Source organism: Flavobacterium aquidurense (genome assembly GCF_002217195.1).
Taxonomy (GTDB): domain Bacteria; phylum Bacteroidota; class Bacteroidia; order Flavobacteriales; family Flavobacteriaceae; genus Flavobacterium; species Flavobacterium frigidimaris.
In genome coordinates, this window is record NZ_MUGR01000011.1 from 1 (window position 1) to 20,018 (window position 20,018).

Below are 20,018 nucleotides of genomic sequence, written 5' to 3' on the forward strand. Positions count from 1 at the left end.
ACACTGTTTAACTATTAATCTTTTAATGTGGCTAATGCGAAATTCACAACATTTTCAACAAACACCTTTTATAAATGATCTAAACAACAGAATACTATAAAAAATACTCAAATTACCAATCGCTTTTATTTCTCAATTATTTTATAATAATCACAAGAATTTAAGTCCAAAAAAACGTTTTGCATATTTTTATGTGCTCGAGAACATTAATTTTGTGTGTTCGAGCACATTTTTTGTGTTTTTTCTTGTTTAATAAAAATATAATCGATAGTTTCGTCACAGATTAATCTTAAAACTAAGTTAATTAACCGTTTTTTCAGGTGGATTTTATCATTAAAAAATGAAGAAAAAGGGAAGGAATAATAACGAATCAGACTAGAATTTAAGCTTCTTTTTTATCCGGAGAATAACTCAATTACAAACCAAATAAAAAACAAAACATGAATTTTCAACTAAAAAAAGAAATCTAAAACCTACAAACAGAAAAAACAAATTAATCATTAACCAAAACCATTTAAAGTATGAAATTATTAACCCAAAAAAAACCCAGGGATTTTAGGATTAACAATCTATCCGGTAAGGAAATCAAACTCACGATTCTTTCCTTACTAGCTTTTACGTTTCAGGCTTCAGCGGCTGCACCAATAAATATGTCATACAAAAACAGTACTTCAATATTTTTTGAAAAAACGGTAAAAGGAAAAGTAACGGATCAAAACGGACTTCCTATAGCAGGTGCGAATGTTATTGTAAAAGGCAGTTCTACTGGTGTTCAAACAGATGTTGATGGAAGTTTTGCCATTACTGTTGCTGATAATGTGACTAAACTTATCGTGACGTACATTGGTATGGAAGATCAGGAAGTAACAATTGGATCTTCTCCTATAAAAGTTGTCATGAAAGAGGTTGGGCAAAAATTAGAGGAAGTTGTAGTTGGATACGGAAAAGCGAAGAAAAAAGATCTTACCGGTTCTGTGAGTTCTATTGGAAAAGACAATCTGAACTTAGGCGGTACAATCTCTAATGTGGGACAAGCTTTGCAAGGACGTGCATCAGGAGTTCAGGTACAGCAAAATAGCTATGCTCCGGGAAGCAGCCCATCGATTGTAATTAGAGGAGGAAACTCACTAAACACTTCTAATGCGCCATTATATGTTGTTGATGGATTTATTACAAGTACGGGTGCACAAATTAGCCCCAATGACATTGAAAACATTCAGATTCTAAAAGACGCTTCTTCTACCGCTATTTACGGTGCCAGAGGTGGAAATGGGGTAATATTGATTACCACTAAAAAAGGAAAATCAGGAAAAATGCAAATTGAAGCTGAAATCTCTGATGGTTTTCAAAATATTATAAAAGAGCCTTCATTACTAACAGGTCAGCAATATGCTAACATCCAGAATGCAATCGCTGCTGAAAATGGAAGGCCTCCAGTATTTCCTGCAAGTTTTCCGGTTGCCAATACCAATTGGTTTGCAGCCGCAACACGTCCGGGAGAAGTACTGAACAGAACGATAAACTTTAGCGGAAGCGATAAAACTTCTAAATTTTTTCTATCAGGAAATTATTTAAAACAAACAGGTGCATTAGAAAATACTGATTTTACAAGATATTCTGTGAGAATGGGTGGTGAGAAAAAATTCAGTGACAAATTAAATATCGGAACTAATATTTACGGTGCTGCCAGCGAAGGACATAATAGTGACTTTGGTGATAATATTCTATCTCCTATGTATTCTATTCAGACCGCTCCGCCTAATCTTCCTATTTATAATGCAGACGGAACTTATTATAAATATCAGGGAAAAGATAATGCGCTTGCACTTTTGCTTGAACCAACAGATCATACGATAAACAGGCTGGTTAACGGCAGCATGTTTTTGGATTATGAAATCATAAAAGGACTTACGTATCATTTTGGTGCCGGTGCGGAATGGCAGGAAAATATTCAGGGAAAATATACACCAAGAACATTGGTGGCCGGAGCTGCTCTGAATGGTACGGGATCTGAAGAAAACAAGACTTATTTTAGATGGAGTACAGAGCAATATTTAACATATAAATTCAATATAAAAGAACAGCATTCTTTTTCTGCGATGATTGGTACTTCTAATCAAAAAGATACTTTCGAAAGAATGAAAGCTTCCGGCTCCGGTTTCTCTAATGATTTGCTAACGTATTACAATCTTGAGAGTGCGGCAGTTTACCTGAAACCTGAAACGGAAAAAACAGAAACGAAACTGACTTCTTATTTTGGAAGGCTGAACTATGGTTTTGATGATAAATATTTGCTTTCTTTCACGATAAGAAAAGATGGTTCTTCTCGTTTTGGTCCTAATAATAAATTCGGAATTTTTCCTTCAGGAGCTATTGCCTGGAAAATAACGAATGAACCTTTTATGCAAAAACAAACTACTTTTTCTGAGCTTAAATTAAGAGCCAGTTACGGTATTACCGGTAATGACGGTATTGGGGATTATGCCTACATGAACAGATTAAAATCGTGGGGAGTAACTATTGGAGAAGGCAACTTTGTTGGCGGTACGGAACCAGCAAATTTAGCAAATCCGAACTTAAAATGGGAACAAACTGCTCAAACCAACTTTGGTTTAGACATGGGATTCTTCAATGATAAACTTACTGCTACAATTGATGTCTACGAAAAAAGAACTACTGATGCCCTTTTGAATGTTCCTGTTGGGGGATGGTGGGGATTTGATGTTCAGAGAATAAATTCAGGAGTAATTCAAAACCGAGGAATTGAGCTTGGAATAAGCAGTACTAACTTTAGAAATGATAAATTCTTATGGACTACTTCTTTGAATGTTGCTTACAATAAACAAGAAATCATATCACTTGCTGACAATGTAAGAATCATTAGTACCAATACTTCAAATCCTAGTGGTACAGTTTCAGGTCAGGAATTTACCAGATTAGTTCCGGGAAAAGAAATGGGCGAATTATACGGCTATAAGTATGCAGGAGTAATCAAAACCGGAGAAACTTATGCAGCTCAACCACTGTCTGTAGCGGGAGATCCAAAATATGTAGATGTAAATGGTGATGGCGTTATTAATGCTGATGACAGAACATATTTAGGAAATTCTACGCCACACTATACAGCCGGATTAAACAATGATTTCAGATATGGAAATTTTGATTTAAATATCTTTTTCCAGGGTGCTTTTGATTATTCAGTTTATAATATGACAAAAATGGTTGGTGAATCATCTACGAGTACAGATGCTTTGAATCGTTGGGTTGCCGGAACAAATGAAAACACAGATATTCCAAGAGACGGATATTACAAAAGTAAATACGGTAGTTATGTAAATTCAAAATTTGTTGAAGATGCCTCTTATATCCGTTTGAAAAATGTTTCTATTGGATATTCTATCCCGGAAAGCCTTTTGAAACCTACAAAATTCATCGATAGTATCAGATTGTATGCTATTGGACAAAATTTGTTTACGATCACCAATTATTCCGGAAATGATCCTGAAGTAAATGGTCATTTTACTCCTGACAACACCACAAAGCAAAACTTAGGCGGAGGAATCGACTTCAACTCATTCCCGGCTTCAAGAACCTTTATTTTGGGAATAAAAGTCGCCATTCACTAGTCTAAAAAAAGCTTTTGTAGTAACATTAAATTTATTAAAATGAAAAAATATACCATACTATTACTGCTACTTACCGCAGGAACACAGTTTTCCTGTAATCAGGATCTTGATCCTACGGTGTATAGTAACCTGACCAATACAAACGGTTATCAAACCAAGTCAGATGCTGTAGCAGCCATTAACTCAATTTATGGCAGATTAAAAGGTCCGTCAGTAGGAGATAACTTTTCGTACTGGGCAACAAGACACTTTGCATTGACAGATATTGCAACAGATTTAGGTCATTGCCAATTTGGTGGAGATCCGGGACAATTGTCTTTAGGAACCTGGAGTTCGACAAATGGTTTGCTTAAAGAAGACTGGAACGCCATGTATAAATTAGTTGCTAACGCCAACAGTGCCATTTTCAACATTACACCAATGTCAGGAATTACTGCTGCCGAAAAAGTACAATTTATAGCCGAAGCTAAATTTTTAAGAGCATCAGCTTACATGGATTTAACGGATGCCTGGGGCCCGGTAATTTTAATTACAGAAGCCAATTTGGGAAATCCGGGGTATTTAGACCAGACACCACCTTCATCTGTTGAAGAAATTGATGCTTTTATGATCAAAGAATTAAATGAAGCTGCAGATGTATTGCCGGTTAATTACAAAGAAAATGCTATTTATGGCACTAATGACGTAGGTCGTGCTACAAAAGGTGCAGCACTGACTTTATTGGCAAAACTATATCTGCGCAATCACGATTGGCAAAAAGTAGCTACATTGACACAGCAAGTAATGAATCTGAACGAATACAGTCTTTTCCCTACTTATTTAGGTTTGTTTAAAGAAAGTAACAAATGGTGCAGCGAAAATATCTTTTCTTCATTAAGTGATGCCAATACAAACGGAACTGAATTATTGAATCACTTTGGGCCAACTGATCATCCCGTTGTACAAAACAGATGGCAATATTATACTGTAAACTGGGATTTCTACAACACTTTTGGTGATGAAGATGACAGAAAAAAATGCTTTTTCCCTGAATTTATGGGGTCAGATGGTTTGTTGCACAAACAAGCTCCTTCTTTAGGTGCTCAGCCACCAGCAGGTGTGCTTTATATGCCGGACGTTTCAACTCGAAAATATGCTGATGATGAGACTACTACTTATTACGACGGTCATAGTGTAAACATTTTACGTTACGCAGATGTATTGTTAAGCAGAGCCGAAGCATTAAACGAAATTAGTGGCCCAACATCTGAAGCAATCGACCTTATTAATCAGGTTAAAGGAAGATCACATGCAAAACTTTTGGTTTTATCAGACCACACTCAAGCCTCATTACGAGATGCGATATTACAGGAAAGAGGATGGGAACTTTTCTTTGAAGGGAAACGTCGTGCTGACTTAATCAGAATGAACAAATACGATGTTCTTGTAAATGCCTATCACTTAAGAGTTGGTGAAGCTGCACAAATCAAAATGCCACAAAATAAATATTATACTTATCCGCAAAGTCAGGTTGATCTTAACCCTAAGTTAAGCAACGCCGACAGACAATAAAAAAGAAACCTAATCAGGAACAGATATCCTTAAAAGCCTGTCTGTTCCTGATTTTTAAACAAAAAAAAAGTACTTTTCTGTATCATAAAAAGAAGCCTTTCAGATGATCAAAAAATTAATAATAAAAGGGAGTTTTATTTTGGTGCTACTTGCCTTGGTAAGCTGTTCTAAAAATCAGGGCAATCAGATTAAAAATATCATTATTGGAACTCATAGCAACAACGAATTGAAAATTCAAATCGATGTTACTACGAATGACAATGTTCAGGTATTTGCAGAATATTGGTCTGACAAAGATGGAATCAAAAATAAAATAAGTTCTCCAGTTTCAAAAACAGGACTCTCCCACTCTTTGGTACTTTGCAATATTATTCCGGAAACCAATTATAGTTTTCAGTTGGTTACCATTCAAAACAAAGAAAAAGATACCAGTAAAGTATATACGTTTAAGTCCAGAGCATTACCGGAATGGCTGCAAAAACAATTCAAGGCAAACTGCCCGAAACCGGAACTATTACCTGAAAATTTCAAAAAAGGTTTTATGCTGTTAGCCAAAAGAGAAACACCCGGAGTAGCATACATTGTAGATTATAAAGGCAATCTAAGATGGTATCATACCGTAGAAGGAACAGGTTTTAAGGTTACTCATTTTACCAAAGAACAAAGCATTATCGCCATTCTGGGAAAAAATGATGAACCAACAAGTTATGGCAGTGAAATTCTTGAAATCAATTTACAAGGAGATACACTAACATATATTAAAAAAGGACAAGGTGATTTTAAACAAGTGATTCATCATGAAATTATTAAAAAATCAGCGAACGAAATTGTCACTATAACTGTCGATCAAAAGATAATGGATTTAACTTCTATTGGAGGAAAAAAGAACGATACGATCAACGGAGACGGAATTTTAATTTTAGACCGTAAAGGAAAACAACTCTGGAAATGGAGCGTTTTTGATGATTTAGATCCAATGAAAGATAAAAATTTACTAAAAACAAAAAAGGACTGGACGCATGCCAATAGCCTTAATTATGATAAAGACGGTAATTTTCTAATCTCTTTTTATAACAACGGACAGATCTGGAAAGTAGATGCCAAAACAGGTAAAGTACTCTGGAAATTAGGCAAAGGAGGCAATATGAAAATGTCTGACGATAGTAATTTCTCTCAAGCCCATGCCGCTCACATTAATAGCGAAGGAAGTCTGCTATTTTTTGACAATGGGGTAGAGAAAAAACAATCTTCGGTTTTTGCTTTGAAATTAGATGAAAAAGAAAAAACTGTAAAACTGGATTTCCACATCAAACTTCCAAAAGATATTTACAACGATAGAATGGGAAGCGCTTATATGATTGATAAAGATGCCTTTTTAGTTTGCTGTTCAAAAAGACATATCACCGTTTTGACCAATAAAAAAGGAATTTTGCTTTGGGCATTAGAATCAGAAATCCCGCCTTATCGTGTAGAATTTATTCCGGAAGAAAAGATGAAACCCTTTCTTCTTAATTAAAAATACAATTCCATTTTACGATTTATAGAATCAGATTAAAAATAGTAAACATGAAAAAAATAATTCTTATTGGTCTGTTTTCAGCATTGCCAATTGTTGTTTTCAATTCCTGCAATACTTCAAATTCTCAAACACTTGCGGCAAAAACAGCCACTGATGATTCGTACATTACAATTGATACATCGAAAATTCCTGATGATGAATTTGGAGAATCAGTGCGTTACGGAAGAGAATTGATGTTAAAAACAGCGTATTATATTGGTCCAAATGGTACCAAAGGAAAATATTTAGGCAATAAAATGAATTGTACCAATTGTCATCAGGATGCCGGTACAAAACCTTATGCCTTCAATTTAATGTCGTCTCATGATAATTATCCGCAATACCGCGGACGTGAGAATAAAGTACTTACGCTTGCTGAACGCGTTAATAATTGTATCATGCGCCCTCATTCCGGAAAACCTCTTCCGCTTGACGGAAAAGAAATGGTGGCTTTTTTATCATACTTTAAATGGATCAGCAAATTTGTTCCTAAAGACGGGAACTTTAAAGGAGCCAAAAATCTAGAAATAGAATTCCCGGATGTAGCTGCAAGTCCTGAAAGAGGAAAAGCTCTTTTTACGGAAAACTGTGCGCGCTGTCACGGCAATAATGGCGAGGGACTTTACAACGCTGATAAATCCGGTTACACGTACCCTCCACTTTGGGGAGATTATGGTTACCAGCCTGGTTCAAGTATGCACAGAGTGATCAAACAGGCACAATGGCTAAAAAATAATATGCCTTATGATAAAGTCGCAATAGGAAAACCGTACCTTACAGATATGCAGGCGCTTGACATCGCAGCATACGTAAATGATGATAAAATACATCCAAGACCAAACCCAAAAACACTGGATTATCCTAACCAAATGGGAAAACCTATTGATTATGCACACAGCCCTTTTATCGATAATTTTTCTGCAGAACAACATAAATACGGACCATACAAACCAATTATTGCCTACTGGAAAAAGAATGGCTGGAAAGCTGTTTACTAACTTTTAAATTAGCATACCTATTAACCTGAACATATATAAAATGAAACCAAACCTAAAAAACACATCAATTTTGAGTAGACTATTGATCATCTGCCTTTGTATTTTCAGTATTCCAATGGCTGCACAAATCAAATACACGGATGGCAAGGACAGCTGGAATCCTAATTTGTTAGGAAATCACCGTGTAGCAGTAGTATTTTCCGGTACAGGAAATATTGCTAAAACCACTATCGAATGGCGCAGAAGGGATGAAAACCCTGAACTCAAAAAAATTATTGTTCAGGATGCAGCAGGAAAAGAAATACAAAATACCAAAATCGAAAATAGTAATAGAGAAAGCGGAACTATTTTCTTTGAACCTGTTTCAGGAAAAGGAACGTATTACGTGTACTACATGCCCTATATTGACGAAGGAACGGCCAATTATCCTAAAGGAATTTATGCCAAACCCGAAAATAAAGCTGATCCACAATGGTTGTCTAAAATCAAATCTAATATGGCTGACAATTGCAGTGTTACAGAAATTCAGAGTATAAATGCTTTTAATAGTTTTTATCCAATGGAAGTAATTGCAACAGCAGCAGAAACGAAAGATCTTATTGCTAAAAACAGCGGTAATACATTTTTGGTTTTCCCGGAAGACAGATTGTATTCAATCCGAATGAAAAATGATTTACCACAAAGATGGATTCAAAAAGGCGTTCAGAATACTTTTTCAGATACTGCTTTAAAAGGCGAATATCTTGCTTTTCAATTGGGCGTTTATGCTTTACAGGATTTAAAGAATGTAAAAGTTACTTTTTCAGATTTAAAAAATAGTAACGGAGCAACTATTTCATCAAAAAACATCAATTGTATCAATACAGACGGAGTGAAATATGACGGAAATCTTTTTACGAATACTGTATCAGTTTCAAAAGGAAAAGTACAGGCAATGTGGTGCGGAATCGATGTTCCTCAAACTGCCGCTGCAGGAACTTATACCGGAAAAGCGACTGTTGTTGCTGATGGAAAACCTGCAGTAATCACACTTGAGATAACTGTAAAGAATGAAGTTACTAAAAACGGAGGAATCGATTCTCCGGAGAAAATGACACGCTTAAAATGGCTAAATTCTACTTTAGCCCAGGAAAATACTGTGATTGCACCTTATACGCCATTAGTTGTAAAAGATAGCGAAATATCTCTATTAGGCAGAAAATTGGTTTTAGGAGCAAATGGTTTTCCAACTCAGATTCAGACTTTCTTTACTTCTGAAATGACCACTACAAGTACAAAAGCAAACGATATTTTAAGCGCTCCTTTTGCCTTTCATTTTATAGATGCTGCAGGAAAAGAAACGGCACAATGGAAAAACTCAGGACTTAAATTCACTAAAAAAGAAGCCGGAACCGTTTCATGGGAAAGTACTTCTACTTCTCAGTCTATTCAAATGGATGTGAATGCAGCTATCGAATTTGATGGTTTCCTACATTATACCGTAAAAATTACAGCTCTTGAAGATGCTGCTTTCAATGATATCAATTTTCAAATCCCAATGCAGCCTTCATCAGCAAAATACATGATGGGATTAGGTCAAAAAGGCGGTGATCGTCCTGCTGCTTTAGACTGGAAATGGGATGTGGCACATAAAAATCAGGATGGAGCCTGGATTGGAAATGTAAATTCAGGATTGCAATTTTCTTTAAGAGATGAAAAATACAGCCGTCCGTTAAACACGAATTTCTATTTACAAAAACCTTTATTATTACCAACTTCATGGGGTAACGACAACAAAGGAGGAATTACAATCACGCCAAACCAAAAATCAGTTTTGGTAAATGCTTACAGTGGAGCCCGCAACATGAAAAAAGGAGATGTGCTGTATTACAATTTTACATTACTAGTTACGCCATTTCACACGATAAACACAGATTTTCAATGGGATACTAAATTCTATCACAAATACAGTCCAATCGATTCAATTGCCAAAACTGGCGCAACGGTAATCAACATTCACCATGCTAATGCCATCAATCCGTATATTAATTATCCTTTTATTGAATTTAAAAAGATGAAAAGTTATATCGATGAAGCACATGAAAAAGGATTAAAAGTTAAGATTTACAACACCGTTAGAGAGGTTTCGAATAAAGCGTATGAGACTTTTGCCCTAAGAAGTTTAGGTCATGAGATTTATTCTCCGGGAAAAGGCGGGGGATTCTCGTGGTTACAGGAACACGTTGGCGACGATTATATCGCGGCTTGGTTTGTACCTGAAATTAAAGATGCTGCAATTGTAAACAGCGGTATGAACCGCTGGCACAATTACTATGTTGAAGGAATGAACTGGCTAACACAAAATGTTGGTATTGACGGAATTTATCTTGATGATGTTGCTTTTGACAGAATTACGATGAAACGTGTCAAACGAGTTTTGACAAAAGACGGCCATCCGGGAATTATCGATTTACACAGTGCTAATCAGTACAATAAAAGCGACGGATTTAATAATAGTGCTAATTTATATATGGAACACTTTCCGTACATCAATAAATTATGGTTTGGAGAATACTTTGATTATGAAAAAAATCAACCTGACTTTTTCTTAACAGAAGTAAGCGGAATCCCTTTTGGTTTAATGGGAGAAATGCTGCAGGATGGCGGAAATCCGTGGAGAGGAATGGTTTACGGAATGACCAACAGATTGCCGTGGAGCGATAATGCTGACCCAAGAAATATTTGGAAATTATGGGATACTTTCGGAATCAAAGGTTCTGAAATGATTGGATACTGGAGCGAAAACTGTCCGGTAAAAACGTCTAATGATAAAGTACTGGCAACAGTGTACAAAAAGAACGGAACAGCTTTGATCTCTATTGCAAGCTGGGCAGATACTGATGTAAAAGTGAAACTGAATATTGACTGGAAAAAACTGGGAATCAATCCTGCAAAAGCAACAATCACTGCTCCGGAAATTACCCATTTTCAACCTGCACAAACTTTTAATGCAAAAGATGAAATACCGGTAACAAAAGGAAAAGGCTGGCTGTTGATTGTTAAATAATAACAATTGTCACATATTGTCTGTCATTTCTCGTTGCCCGAAATGACAAGATTACCAAAAAGTTTAATGCCACAGATTAAAAAGATTAACACAGATTAATATTTAGATGGTTAAAAAAATCCTTTAATTTTTAATCTGTGGCAAAAAAATAACCACAAAAATTAGCTCTCCATATGAAACTACGACCATTTATATCTATTTTGCTTTTTGGAAGCCTGTTTGTCAACGCACAAAATAACCCCACTATTAAGGAATATAAAAAAGTATTCACTACCTATCCGTTTTCAGATCCCGATCCGATTCCGAAACCGGATACCAAAACATATCCGTATTTTCGTTTTGATGGTTTTACCGATAAACCTGTTCAGAAGGAATGGAAAGTTATTGAACTGGAGAACGATTATATCAAATTAACAATCTTGCCTGAAATAGGTGGAAAAGTCTGGTCAGCGATAGAAAAATCAACCGGAAAAGATATTGTTTACAACAATCATGTTATCAAATTCAGGGATATTGCGATGCGTGGTCCGTGGACAAGCGGCGGCGTTGAAGGCAATTATGGTATCATTGGGCACACGCCTAATTGCGCTACTCCTGTAGATTATACCACTATAACCAGAGAAGACGGAAGTGTAAGCTGCATTATTGGAGTATTGGATTTATTGACCCGTACTTCCTGGAAGCTCGACATCAATTTGCCAAAAGACAAAGCTTATTTTACAACCAACTCATTCTGGTTCAACTCAACTGAGGCTGAACAGCCTTATTATACCTGGATGAATACAGGGATTAAAGCCGCAAACGATTTACAGTTTATTTATCCCGGACAAAGTTATATCGGGCATAATGGCGAGCACAATCCTTGGCCAATGGACAAGAAAAATGGTAAAGATTTATCCTTTTATAAAAACAATAATTTTGGCGGTTATAAATCCTATCATGTCTTTGGGAAATACGATGATTTCTTTGGAGGATATTATCATGACGAAGATTTTGGAATGGGAAGATATGGCAATCACGATGATAAACCCGGTAAAAAAATATGGATTTGGGGATTGTCGCAGCAAGGCATGATCTGGGAAAAATTACTGACAGATACTGACGGTCAATATGTAGAAGTACAAAGCGGAAGATTGTTTAATCAGGCGAGTGAAACCAGCAGTTTGACCCCGTTCAAACAACGCTCTTTTGCGCCTTATCAAACTGATTCCTGGACAGAATACTGGTTTCCGGTAAAACAAACAAAAGGTTTTGTAAAAGCCAATAATTATGGTGCCGTAAATGTAAAAAACGAAAACGGCTGGCTGAAAATCTATTTTTCACCGCTTCAAAAACTAAACGAAAAACTGGAAGTTTTTGATAATGGAAAGAAAATCTATTCTAAAGATATCTCAGTAAAAACCTTAGAAGTATTCAAAGATTCTATTCAGGTTGCTGTTGACGAAAATAAGTTGAGATTGACAATTGGCGAAAACAAGCTGGTTTGGAATTCTGCTCCTGAAGACGGTAACCTAAACAGACCTGTAGAAATTCCTAAGGATTTTGACCACGACTCCGTTTACGGATTATACCTGCAGGGAAAAAACTATATCAGTTTTAAAGATTACGTAAAAGCGGAAGAAAAACTAAAAGCCTGTCTGCAAAAAGATCCTAACTATGCTCCTGCCCTGTCTGATCTTGCTTCTTTACAGACTCGTAAATTGCAATACAACGACGCCGTCATTTCAGCAAGCAAAGCTTTGGCGATTAATACTTATGATCCTGCGGCAAACTATTACTACGGACTGGCAAATTTACATTTAGGAAACAGCACAGATGCAAAAGACGGTTTTGATATTGCCGCTTCAAGCGTTGAATTTCGCAGTCCGGCTTATACAGCTTTAAGTACAATTTATTTTACTGAAAACGATCAGGTTAAAGCTCTTGAATATGCCGAAAAAAGTTTAGTAAACAATCAATACAATTTAGAAGGATTACAATTGTTAGCGGTGCTCTATCGCTTGCAAAACAATTCTAATAAAGCTTCCGAGATATTAAATACCATTATAAAAGTTGATCCATTGAATCATTTTGCTGGTTTTGAAAAGTTTCTTTGGGAGAAATCAGATGCATCAAAAGGACATTTTACATCGCTTATACAAAATGAAATGCCGGAGCAAACCTATCTCGAGTTAGGAATCTGGTACCACCATCTGAACCGTAATGATGAAGCTTTAAAAGTTTTTTCGATAGCGGCTCCAAATGCTGAAATTATATACTGGAAAGCCTTTTTAGAAAATAAACCTGTCGATTTGCGTCAAATTCAACCCGGAATTAGTTTTCCTTTCCGTGGAGAAACTGCTGTAATTCTTGAAGATCTAATCAAGAAAAATGATCAGTGGCAATTGAAATATCATTTAGGACTGATCGAATGGAATCGCGATAATCTTCTAAAAGCAAAAGAATTATTTACGCAATGTGGTGCCAAACCCAATGATCCTGCTTTTTATGCTGCCAAAGCTTCATTATTCAAAGACGATTCGCAGTTGGTCATAACAAGTTTGCAACAAGCCCTTAAATTAGACAATCAAGGCTGGAGATATCATAAACTGCTCGCAGAACACTACATCGTTCTCAAACAATTTGACAAGGCTTTGGCAATTACAGCACCATTCTATAAAAAGCATAAAGAAAATTATTTGATGGGAATGTTATATGCCAAAACGTTATTGCTGAATAAAAAGTACGCTGCTGCGGATGCATTCCTCACCAAACTCGACATTCTTCCGTTTGAAGGAGCAACTGCCGGAAGACAATTGTATCATGAAGCAAAGCTAATGCAGGCCCTGGCCGAAATGAAAAACAAGCAATACAAAAAAGCATTACAATTTATTGCTGATGCCAAATTGTGGCCGCAAAATTTAGGTGTAGGAAAACCTTATGAGGAAGATATCGATGAAAGATTGGAAAACTGGTTAGATTATCAATGTTATACAAGCCTTGGCAATACTGATAAAGCAACACAATCATTACAGAAAATCGTCGCTTTCAATCCAAAAATAGACAATACCGTAATGAACTTTTTACCAGCCAATCAATTGGTTTCTGCGTGGGCAATCGAGAAAACATCTTCGGCACAAAAAGCAGAAGAATGGCTGCAAAATCAGGCAAAGTTATATCCTGAAAATAAAATCGTTCAATGGTCTTTATTGGTTTACACTAAAAAACAATCGGATATATTAACTGCTGACGAAAAAGATGGTGAAGTTCGAATTATCGAAAAACTTTAATTAAGCGCTATTAGGCATATTATTTTTAACACATAGAAACATAATTTATAAAGTAAGAGAAAGGCGTTTTACTCTCAATAAATCACATAATACTATGTGAAAGAATTGAGATTTTTTTTGCAAACATCTTCAGTCTCAACTTAAAATCTATGGATCTATGTGTTTAAAAATACAGTTATCAAAAAAATAAACTTTACAAAAAATAAAATGAACAAGCTATTTTTAAAATATTCCGTTTTGAGCCTTATCTGTCTGATAAGCCAAAAAACAGTGGCTCAGAACGCTGATTCAAACAAAGATCCTTTGTCAATTTACAGAGTTACGGCATTAAAAGTAAATGATTTAGTGCACACCAAATTAGAGGTTTCGTTTGATTATGGCAAAAGATACTTGTACGGGAAAGAATGGCTTACGCTAAAACCTCACTTTTATGAAACTGATTCCCTTACTTTAGATGCTAAAGGAATGGATTTTAAAGAAATTGTCATGATTGATGGCAAAAAGAATATTCCGCTAAAGTATACGTATGATAACGAACAGCTTTTTATCACTTTAAACAGAAAATATAAAAGCACGGAAAAGTATACTATTTTCATTAATTACACCGCGAAACCAGAAGAACTAAAAACAAAAGGCGGTGAATCTATCACGGATTCAAAAGGATTGTATTTTGTAAATCCGGACGGAAAAGGCGATAAACCGGTACAAATCTGGACACAAGGCGAAACCGAAGCATCTTCTTGCTGGTTTCCTACTATTGACAAACCCAATCAGAAAACAACATCAGAAATCGCAATGACTGTTGATGCAAAATATACTACGTTATCTAACGGTAAATTGGCGTTGCAAAAAGACAATAAAAACGGAACGAGAACGGACATCTGGAAAATGGAACAGCCCAACGCTCCTTATCTGTTTATGATGGCAGTTGGTGATTTTAAAATATACAAAGACTCGTACAACGGCAAAGAAGTAAATTATTATCTGGAGCCCAAATATGCTCCTTACGCCAAGCAAATCTTCGGGAAAACTCCGGATATGATGAATTTCTACAGCAAAATGTTAAATGTAGAATATCCCTGGGCAAAATATGCACAAATTGTATGCAGGGATTATTTTTCAGGCGCAATGGAAAATACTTCTGCCACTTTGCATGGCGAATATGTTCAGAAAACAGCGAGAGAATTATTAGATGACAATCAGGAAAGTACTGTAGCTCACGAACTTTTTCACCAATGGTTCGGCGATTATGTAACGGCAGAATCCTGGTCGAACTTAACAATGAATGAATCTTTCGCCACATTTGGAGAAGTACTTTGGCACGGACATGACGCAGGTCAGGATGCTGAAGACCGATCCCGTTATGAAAAATTACAAAACTGCCTGCGCTCATCCAAAGACGGAATAAGCCCGCCATTAGCTCGTTTTCATTATAAAAACAGAGATGATATGTTTGATAATATCAGCTACTCAAAAGGTTCTATCATATTATATGCCGCCAAAAACCAAATGGGTGATGCCGCATTTTTTAAATCGCTGCATCATTATTTGACTACCAATGCTTATAAATCCGGAGAAACACACCAATTGCGTTTGTCGATGGAAGAAATAACAGGAAAAGACTGGAGTCCTTATTTTAATCAATGGTACTATCAGGGAGGAAATCCAATCCTGAATATCGAGTATGGTTATACCAACGGAAAAGTGACAATGGCGGTAAAACAAATTCAGGACAAAAGTGTTCAAACGTTTAATCTTCCTTTAAAAGTAGATTTTTATGTAAACGGAACTAAAATAACAAAGGATATTTTGATTGAAAAACGCGAACAGAATTTCAGTTTTGACATTCCATCCCAACCGGATTTTATAGATCTTGATCCGGATAAAATTTTGGTGGGTCAGGTTTTAGACAACAAAAAAATAACCGACTATTTGTATCAATACAAAAAGGTTCCATCATATTATAATAGAATTGAAGCTATAAAATTTGCATCTAAAGATAAAAGCCACGAAGCGCAATTGATCCTTCTTGCAGGTTTAGAAGATCAACAAGAGGATCTAAGAGTGCTGAGCATTAAAGCAATTGATTTAGCAGATAATCAGATTAAGAATGCAGCAATTAAAACCTTGCTGAACATTGCCCAAAACGACAAAAAGACAATTGCCAGAGCAGCAGCAATTATAAAACTGGCTTCGACAAATGATAGCTCTTATAAAACCTTAATGGTTGAAAGCACTAAAAATCAATCTTATAATGTAATCGCTGCCGGAATATGCGGATTATCAAAATTCTCGACAGATGAAGCAGATAAAGCTTTAGCAGCATTAGACGAAGACACCAAAAATCATGTAAACCCGCTGATCAAAAAATTTAATAATCAAAAATATTAGGCAATTTCATGTTCAGGTAATATTGCCTTACCATTAGTATTTTTTTTTAAATATTGTTTGTTGTTTGGGGCCTCTCTAATTTGGTTCATTAGAGAGGCAATCCAAAAAGTAAATAATCAATTTGAAAAATTACGTATACAAAAACCTGATAATCCGTATTTAGAATATCAGTCACTCCAATAAAATTAATTCAATTATGAAAGTTACTTTTTTAAAATTCATGTTAGTCGTGTGCATTTTGTTTCAGGGAACAATGGCATCGGCACAAATGATCAAGACAAAAACTCCTGCCCGTGCAAAAGGTCAACAAGATGTTTTGCGTTTGGCGACTGATCCAATTCCAACTGTTCGTGTTGCTTTTATTGGTTTAGGAATGCGTGGTCCGGGGGCGGTAGAACGCATGACACACATTCCCGGAGTCGAAATTGTAGCACTTTGTGATATGCTGGAAAAAAACACCCAATCGGCAAATGAGATTTTAACCAAACAAGGGCTTCCTAAAGCTCAGGAATTTTTTGGAGATGAAAATGCGTGGAGAAAAGTAACCGCTTTACCTAATGTCGATTTAGTGTATATCGCAACCGACTGGAAACATCATGCTATTATTGGCGTTCAGGCGATGAAAGACGGTAAAAATGTTGCTATTGAAGTTCCGGGAGCCATGACCATGAAGGAAATTTGGGACCTTATCGATACTTCAGAAAAAACCCGTAAACATTGTATGCAACTTGAAAATTGCGTTTATGATTTCTTCGAACTGACTACACTGAATATGGCACAACAAGGTTTATTTGGAGAAATCCTGCATGCTGAGGGATCTTACATTCACGGTCTTCAGCCTTTTTGGGGCGAATACTGGAACAACTGGAGAATGGATTACAACATCAAACACCGTGGCGATGTATACGCCACGCACGGGATGGGTCCGGCTTGTCAGGCTTTGAATATTCACCGTGGTGACAAAATGAATTTTCTGGTTTCTATGGACACCAAAGCGGTTGGCAATCCGGCGTATATCAAAGAAAAGTCCGGTCAGGAAATTAAGGATTTTAGAAACGGGGATCACACCATGACGATGATTCGTACTGAAAACGGAAAAACAATTCAGATTCAGCACGATGTTACTTCTCCACGTCCCTACAGCAGAATGTATCAACTGAGCGGCACTAAAGGTTTTGCAAACAAATATCCGCTGGAAGGTTATGCTTTAGACGGTGCTGCATTAGGTGATGACGTAAAACCGAATCACGAAAAACTAAGTGCACACAAGTTTGTTCCTGAAGAAGTTAAAAAAGCTTTGATGGAAAAATACAAACACCCGATTGTAAAAAACATTGAGGAACAGGCTAAAAAAGTAGGCGGTCACGGCGGAATGGATTTCGTAATGGATTATCGTTTAATTCATTGCCTGCAAAAAGGGCTTCCGCTGGATATGGATGTTTACGATCTGGCCGAATGGTCTTGTTTAGGTCCGTTAACAGAAATATCACTCGATAAAGGTTCTGTTCCTGTAGAGATTCCCGATTTCACCCGTGGAGGATGGAACAAATTAAAAAAATTAGAGTTTTCAGAGTAAATATTTATGGGTTAGTTAGTAGCACTAAGAGAGCGCAATTCAAAGTGCTCTCTTCTTTAGTTATACCAATTACCTGATTAATACTTAAAATAATAAAAAATGAAAAAAGTTTACCTTGCCCTCCTTTTTACTTTCTTTCTTTTATTCACTGCATCAGCACAACAAAAACAAACTTTTGCTATAAAAGACGGGAATTTTTTACTGGATGGAAAACCGTTTCAAATTCATTCCGGTGAAATGCATTATTCACGTATTCCCCAGCCGTACTGGCGTCATCGTTTACAAATGATGAAAGCAATGGGTTTAAATGCCGTTGCAACTTATGTTTTTTGGAATTACCATGAAGTTTCTCCCGGTGTTTGGGATTTTAAAACGGGCAATAAAAATTTAGCCGAATATATTAAAATAGCACAGGAAGAAGGATTATTTGTTATTTTACGTCCCGGTCCTTATGTATGTGCCGAGTGGGAATTTGGCGGTTATCCGTGGTTTTTACAAAATGTACCCAACATGGTTATTCGCGGCAACAATACCGCATATTTAGCTGCTACAAAAGCCTATTTTTCGGAGTTATACAATCAGGTTAAGGATTTACAAATTACCAAAGGCGGTCCAATTATTATGGTGCAGGGTGAGAATGAATTTGGTTCTTATGTTACGCAACGCAAAGACATTGCGTTGGCTGACCACAAAAAATACAGTGCAGCCGTTTTTCAGCAATTAAAAGATATTGGTTTTGAAGTTCCTTTCTTTACTTCAGACGGAAGCTGGCTGTTTGAAGGCGGCGCTCTTCCCGGTGCCTTGCCCACTGCCAATGGCGAAAGCGATATCAAAAAACTAAAGGAGGTTGTCAATAAATTCAATAATGGAGAGGGACCTTATATGGTTGCTGAATTTTATCCCGGCTGGCTGGACCATTGGGCTGAACCTTTCCCTACACAAACTCCGGAAGAAACAGTACGCCAGACACAGAAATATTTAGACAATCAGGTCTCATTTAACTACTATATGGTTCATGGCGGAACCAATTTTGGCTTTACATCAGGTGCCAACTATGATAAAGAACACGACATTCAGCCTGACATGACTTCTTATGATTATGATGCCCCAATTAGCGAGGCCGGATGGGCAACTCCTAAATATAATGCTTTAAGAGAAATCTTAAAAACTGATAAAACACCAAACGTTCCTGCAAGAACACCTGTAATTACCATTCCGAATATTACATTAACCACTGCTGTTGATCTGGCTGATTTAAAATCAAAAATAACTCCGGTAATTGAAGACAATCCCCTAACATTTGAGCAATTAAATCAAGGTGATGGTTATGTTTGGTACAGCAAAAAATTCACACAGCCTATTAGTGGAAAACTAGAATTAAAAGGATTACGTGATTACGCTATCGTGTATGTAAATGGCAAAAAAGTTGCTGAATTAAACCGTTACTATAAAAAATACGATTGCGAAATTGAGGTTCCCTTTAATGCTACTCTGGATATTGTGGTCGAAAATATGGGCCGTATTAATTATGGTTCACAAATTAATGACAACAACAAAGGAATTATCAGTCCAATAATTATTAATGGAGAAACGATTACCGGAGACTGGAAAATGTATCAATTACCTATGGCTGCGGCGCCTGATTTAACGTCTTATAAAAACTCTGCTAAACCCAACCGTCCCACTTTATACCAAGGCTCATTTAATCTTACTAAAACAGGAGATACCTTTTTAGACATGAGAGATTGGGGCAAAGGAATTGTTTTTATAAACGGAATTAACATTGGCAGATATTGGAGTGTTGGTCCGCAGCAAACATTGTATTTGCCGGGATGCTGGCTTAAAAAAGGTAAAAACACTATTGTTATTTTTGAACAAAAAAATGAAACCATTCAGAAAGTGATAAAGACAATCCTTACTCCCATTCTGGAAGATTTAAAACCAGAGAAAGGACAATAACCTATATAAACAAAGAAGCCATTCACTGCGGTGAATGGCTTCTT

The 20,018-nt window shown here is 36.4% G+C and carries 9 protein-coding genes; all 9 read left to right on the forward strand.

All coding sequences use genetic code 11. The features are described from left to right. Positions 1 to 521 precede the first annotated feature (521 nt). Positions 522 to 3,626, forward strand: a complete 3,105-nt coding sequence (locus B0A67_RS06620; protein WP_072956170.1) for a SusC/RagA family TonB-linked outer membrane protein — start codon at positions 522 to 524, stop codon at positions 3,624 to 3,626. Positions 3,627 to 3,665: 39 nt separating this feature from the next. Continuing rightward, positions 3,666 to 5,177, forward strand: a complete 1,512-nt coding sequence (locus B0A67_RS06625; protein ID WP_072956174.1) for a RagB/SusD family nutrient uptake outer membrane protein — start codon at positions 3,666 to 3,668, stop codon at positions 5,175 to 5,177. A 103-nt stretch (positions 5,178 to 5,280) separates the two neighbouring features. Beyond that, on the forward strand, positions 5,281 to 6,693 hold the full coding sequence (locus tag B0A67_RS06630; protein ID WP_072956177.1) for an aryl-sulfate sulfotransferase: 1,413 nt from the start codon (positions 5,281 to 5,283) through the stop codon (positions 6,691 to 6,693). A 50-nt stretch (positions 6,694 to 6,743) separates the two neighbouring features. Further along, positions 6,744 to 7,733: a c-type cytochrome gene (locus B0A67_RS06635; RefSeq protein ID WP_072956181.1), complete on the forward strand. Its 990-nt coding sequence runs from the start codon at positions 6,744 to 6,746 to the stop codon at positions 7,731 to 7,733. Positions 7,734 to 7,773: 40 nt separating this feature from the next. Next, positions 7,774 to 10,779 carry a glycoside hydrolase domain-containing protein gene (locus B0A67_RS06640; protein WP_242670935.1) on the forward strand — a complete coding sequence of 1,002 codons (3,006 nt, stop codon included), beginning with the start codon at positions 7,774 to 7,776 and terminating at the stop codon, positions 10,777 to 10,779. Positions 10,780 to 10,952: 173 nt separating this feature from the next. After that, positions 10,953 to 14,048 (forward strand): DUF5107 domain-containing protein, encoded by a 3,096-nt coding sequence (locus B0A67_RS06645; RefSeq protein WP_072956188.1) that lies wholly within the window; start codon positions 10,953 to 10,955, stop codon positions 14,046 to 14,048. A gap of 207 nt (positions 14,049 to 14,255) precedes the next feature. Further along, positions 14,256 to 16,439 (forward strand): M1 family metallopeptidase, encoded by a 2,184-nt coding sequence (locus tag B0A67_RS06650; RefSeq protein ID WP_072956851.1) that lies wholly within the window; start codon positions 14,256 to 14,258, stop codon positions 16,437 to 16,439. A 220-nt stretch (positions 16,440 to 16,659) separates the two neighbouring features. Next, positions 16,660 to 18,015 (forward strand): Gfo/Idh/MocA family protein, encoded by a 1,356-nt coding sequence (locus B0A67_RS06655; RefSeq protein ID WP_394364333.1) that lies wholly within the window; start codon positions 16,660 to 16,662, stop codon positions 18,013 to 18,015. Between the two features lie 99 nt (positions 18,016 to 18,114). Further along, complete coding sequence (locus tag B0A67_RS06660; RefSeq protein ID WP_072956193.1) at positions 18,115 to 19,974, forward strand: glycoside hydrolase family 35 protein; 1,860 nt, start codon at positions 18,115 to 18,117, stop codon at positions 19,972 to 19,974. The last annotated feature ends 44 nt before the right edge of the window (positions 19,975 to 20,018 follow it).

Excerpts from the sequence above, each read along its gene's own strand:
- B0A67_RS06620 (WP_072956170.1), top strand. The coding sequence starts at position 522 with ATGAAATTATTAACCCAAAAAAAACCCAGGGATTTTAGGATTAACAAT.
- B0A67_RS06625 (WP_072956174.1), top strand. The coding sequence starts at position 3,666 with ATGAAAAAATATACCATACTATTACTGCTACTTACCGCAGGAACACAG.
- B0A67_RS06630 (WP_072956177.1), top strand. The coding sequence starts at position 5,281 with ATGATCAAAAAATTAATAATAAAAGGGAGTTTTATTTTGGTGCTACTT.
- B0A67_RS06635 (WP_072956181.1), top strand. The coding sequence starts at position 6,744 with ATGAAAAAAATAATTCTTATTGGTCTGTTTTCAGCATTGCCAATTGTT.
- B0A67_RS06640 (WP_242670935.1), top strand. The coding sequence starts at position 7,774 with ATGAAACCAAACCTAAAAAACACATCAATTTTGAGTAGACTATTGATC.
- B0A67_RS06645 (WP_072956188.1), top strand. The coding sequence starts at position 10,953 with ATGAAACTACGACCATTTATATCTATTTTGCTTTTTGGAAGCCTGTTT.
- B0A67_RS06650 (WP_072956851.1), top strand. The coding sequence starts at position 14,256 with ATGAACAAGCTATTTTTAAAATATTCCGTTTTGAGCCTTATCTGTCTG.
- B0A67_RS06655 (WP_394364333.1), top strand. The coding sequence starts at position 16,660 with ATGTTAGTCGTGTGCATTTTGTTTCAGGGAACAATGGCATCGGCACAA.
- B0A67_RS06660 (WP_072956193.1), top strand. The coding sequence starts at position 18,115 with ATGAAAAAAGTTTACCTTGCCCTCCTTTTTACTTTCTTTCTTTTATTC.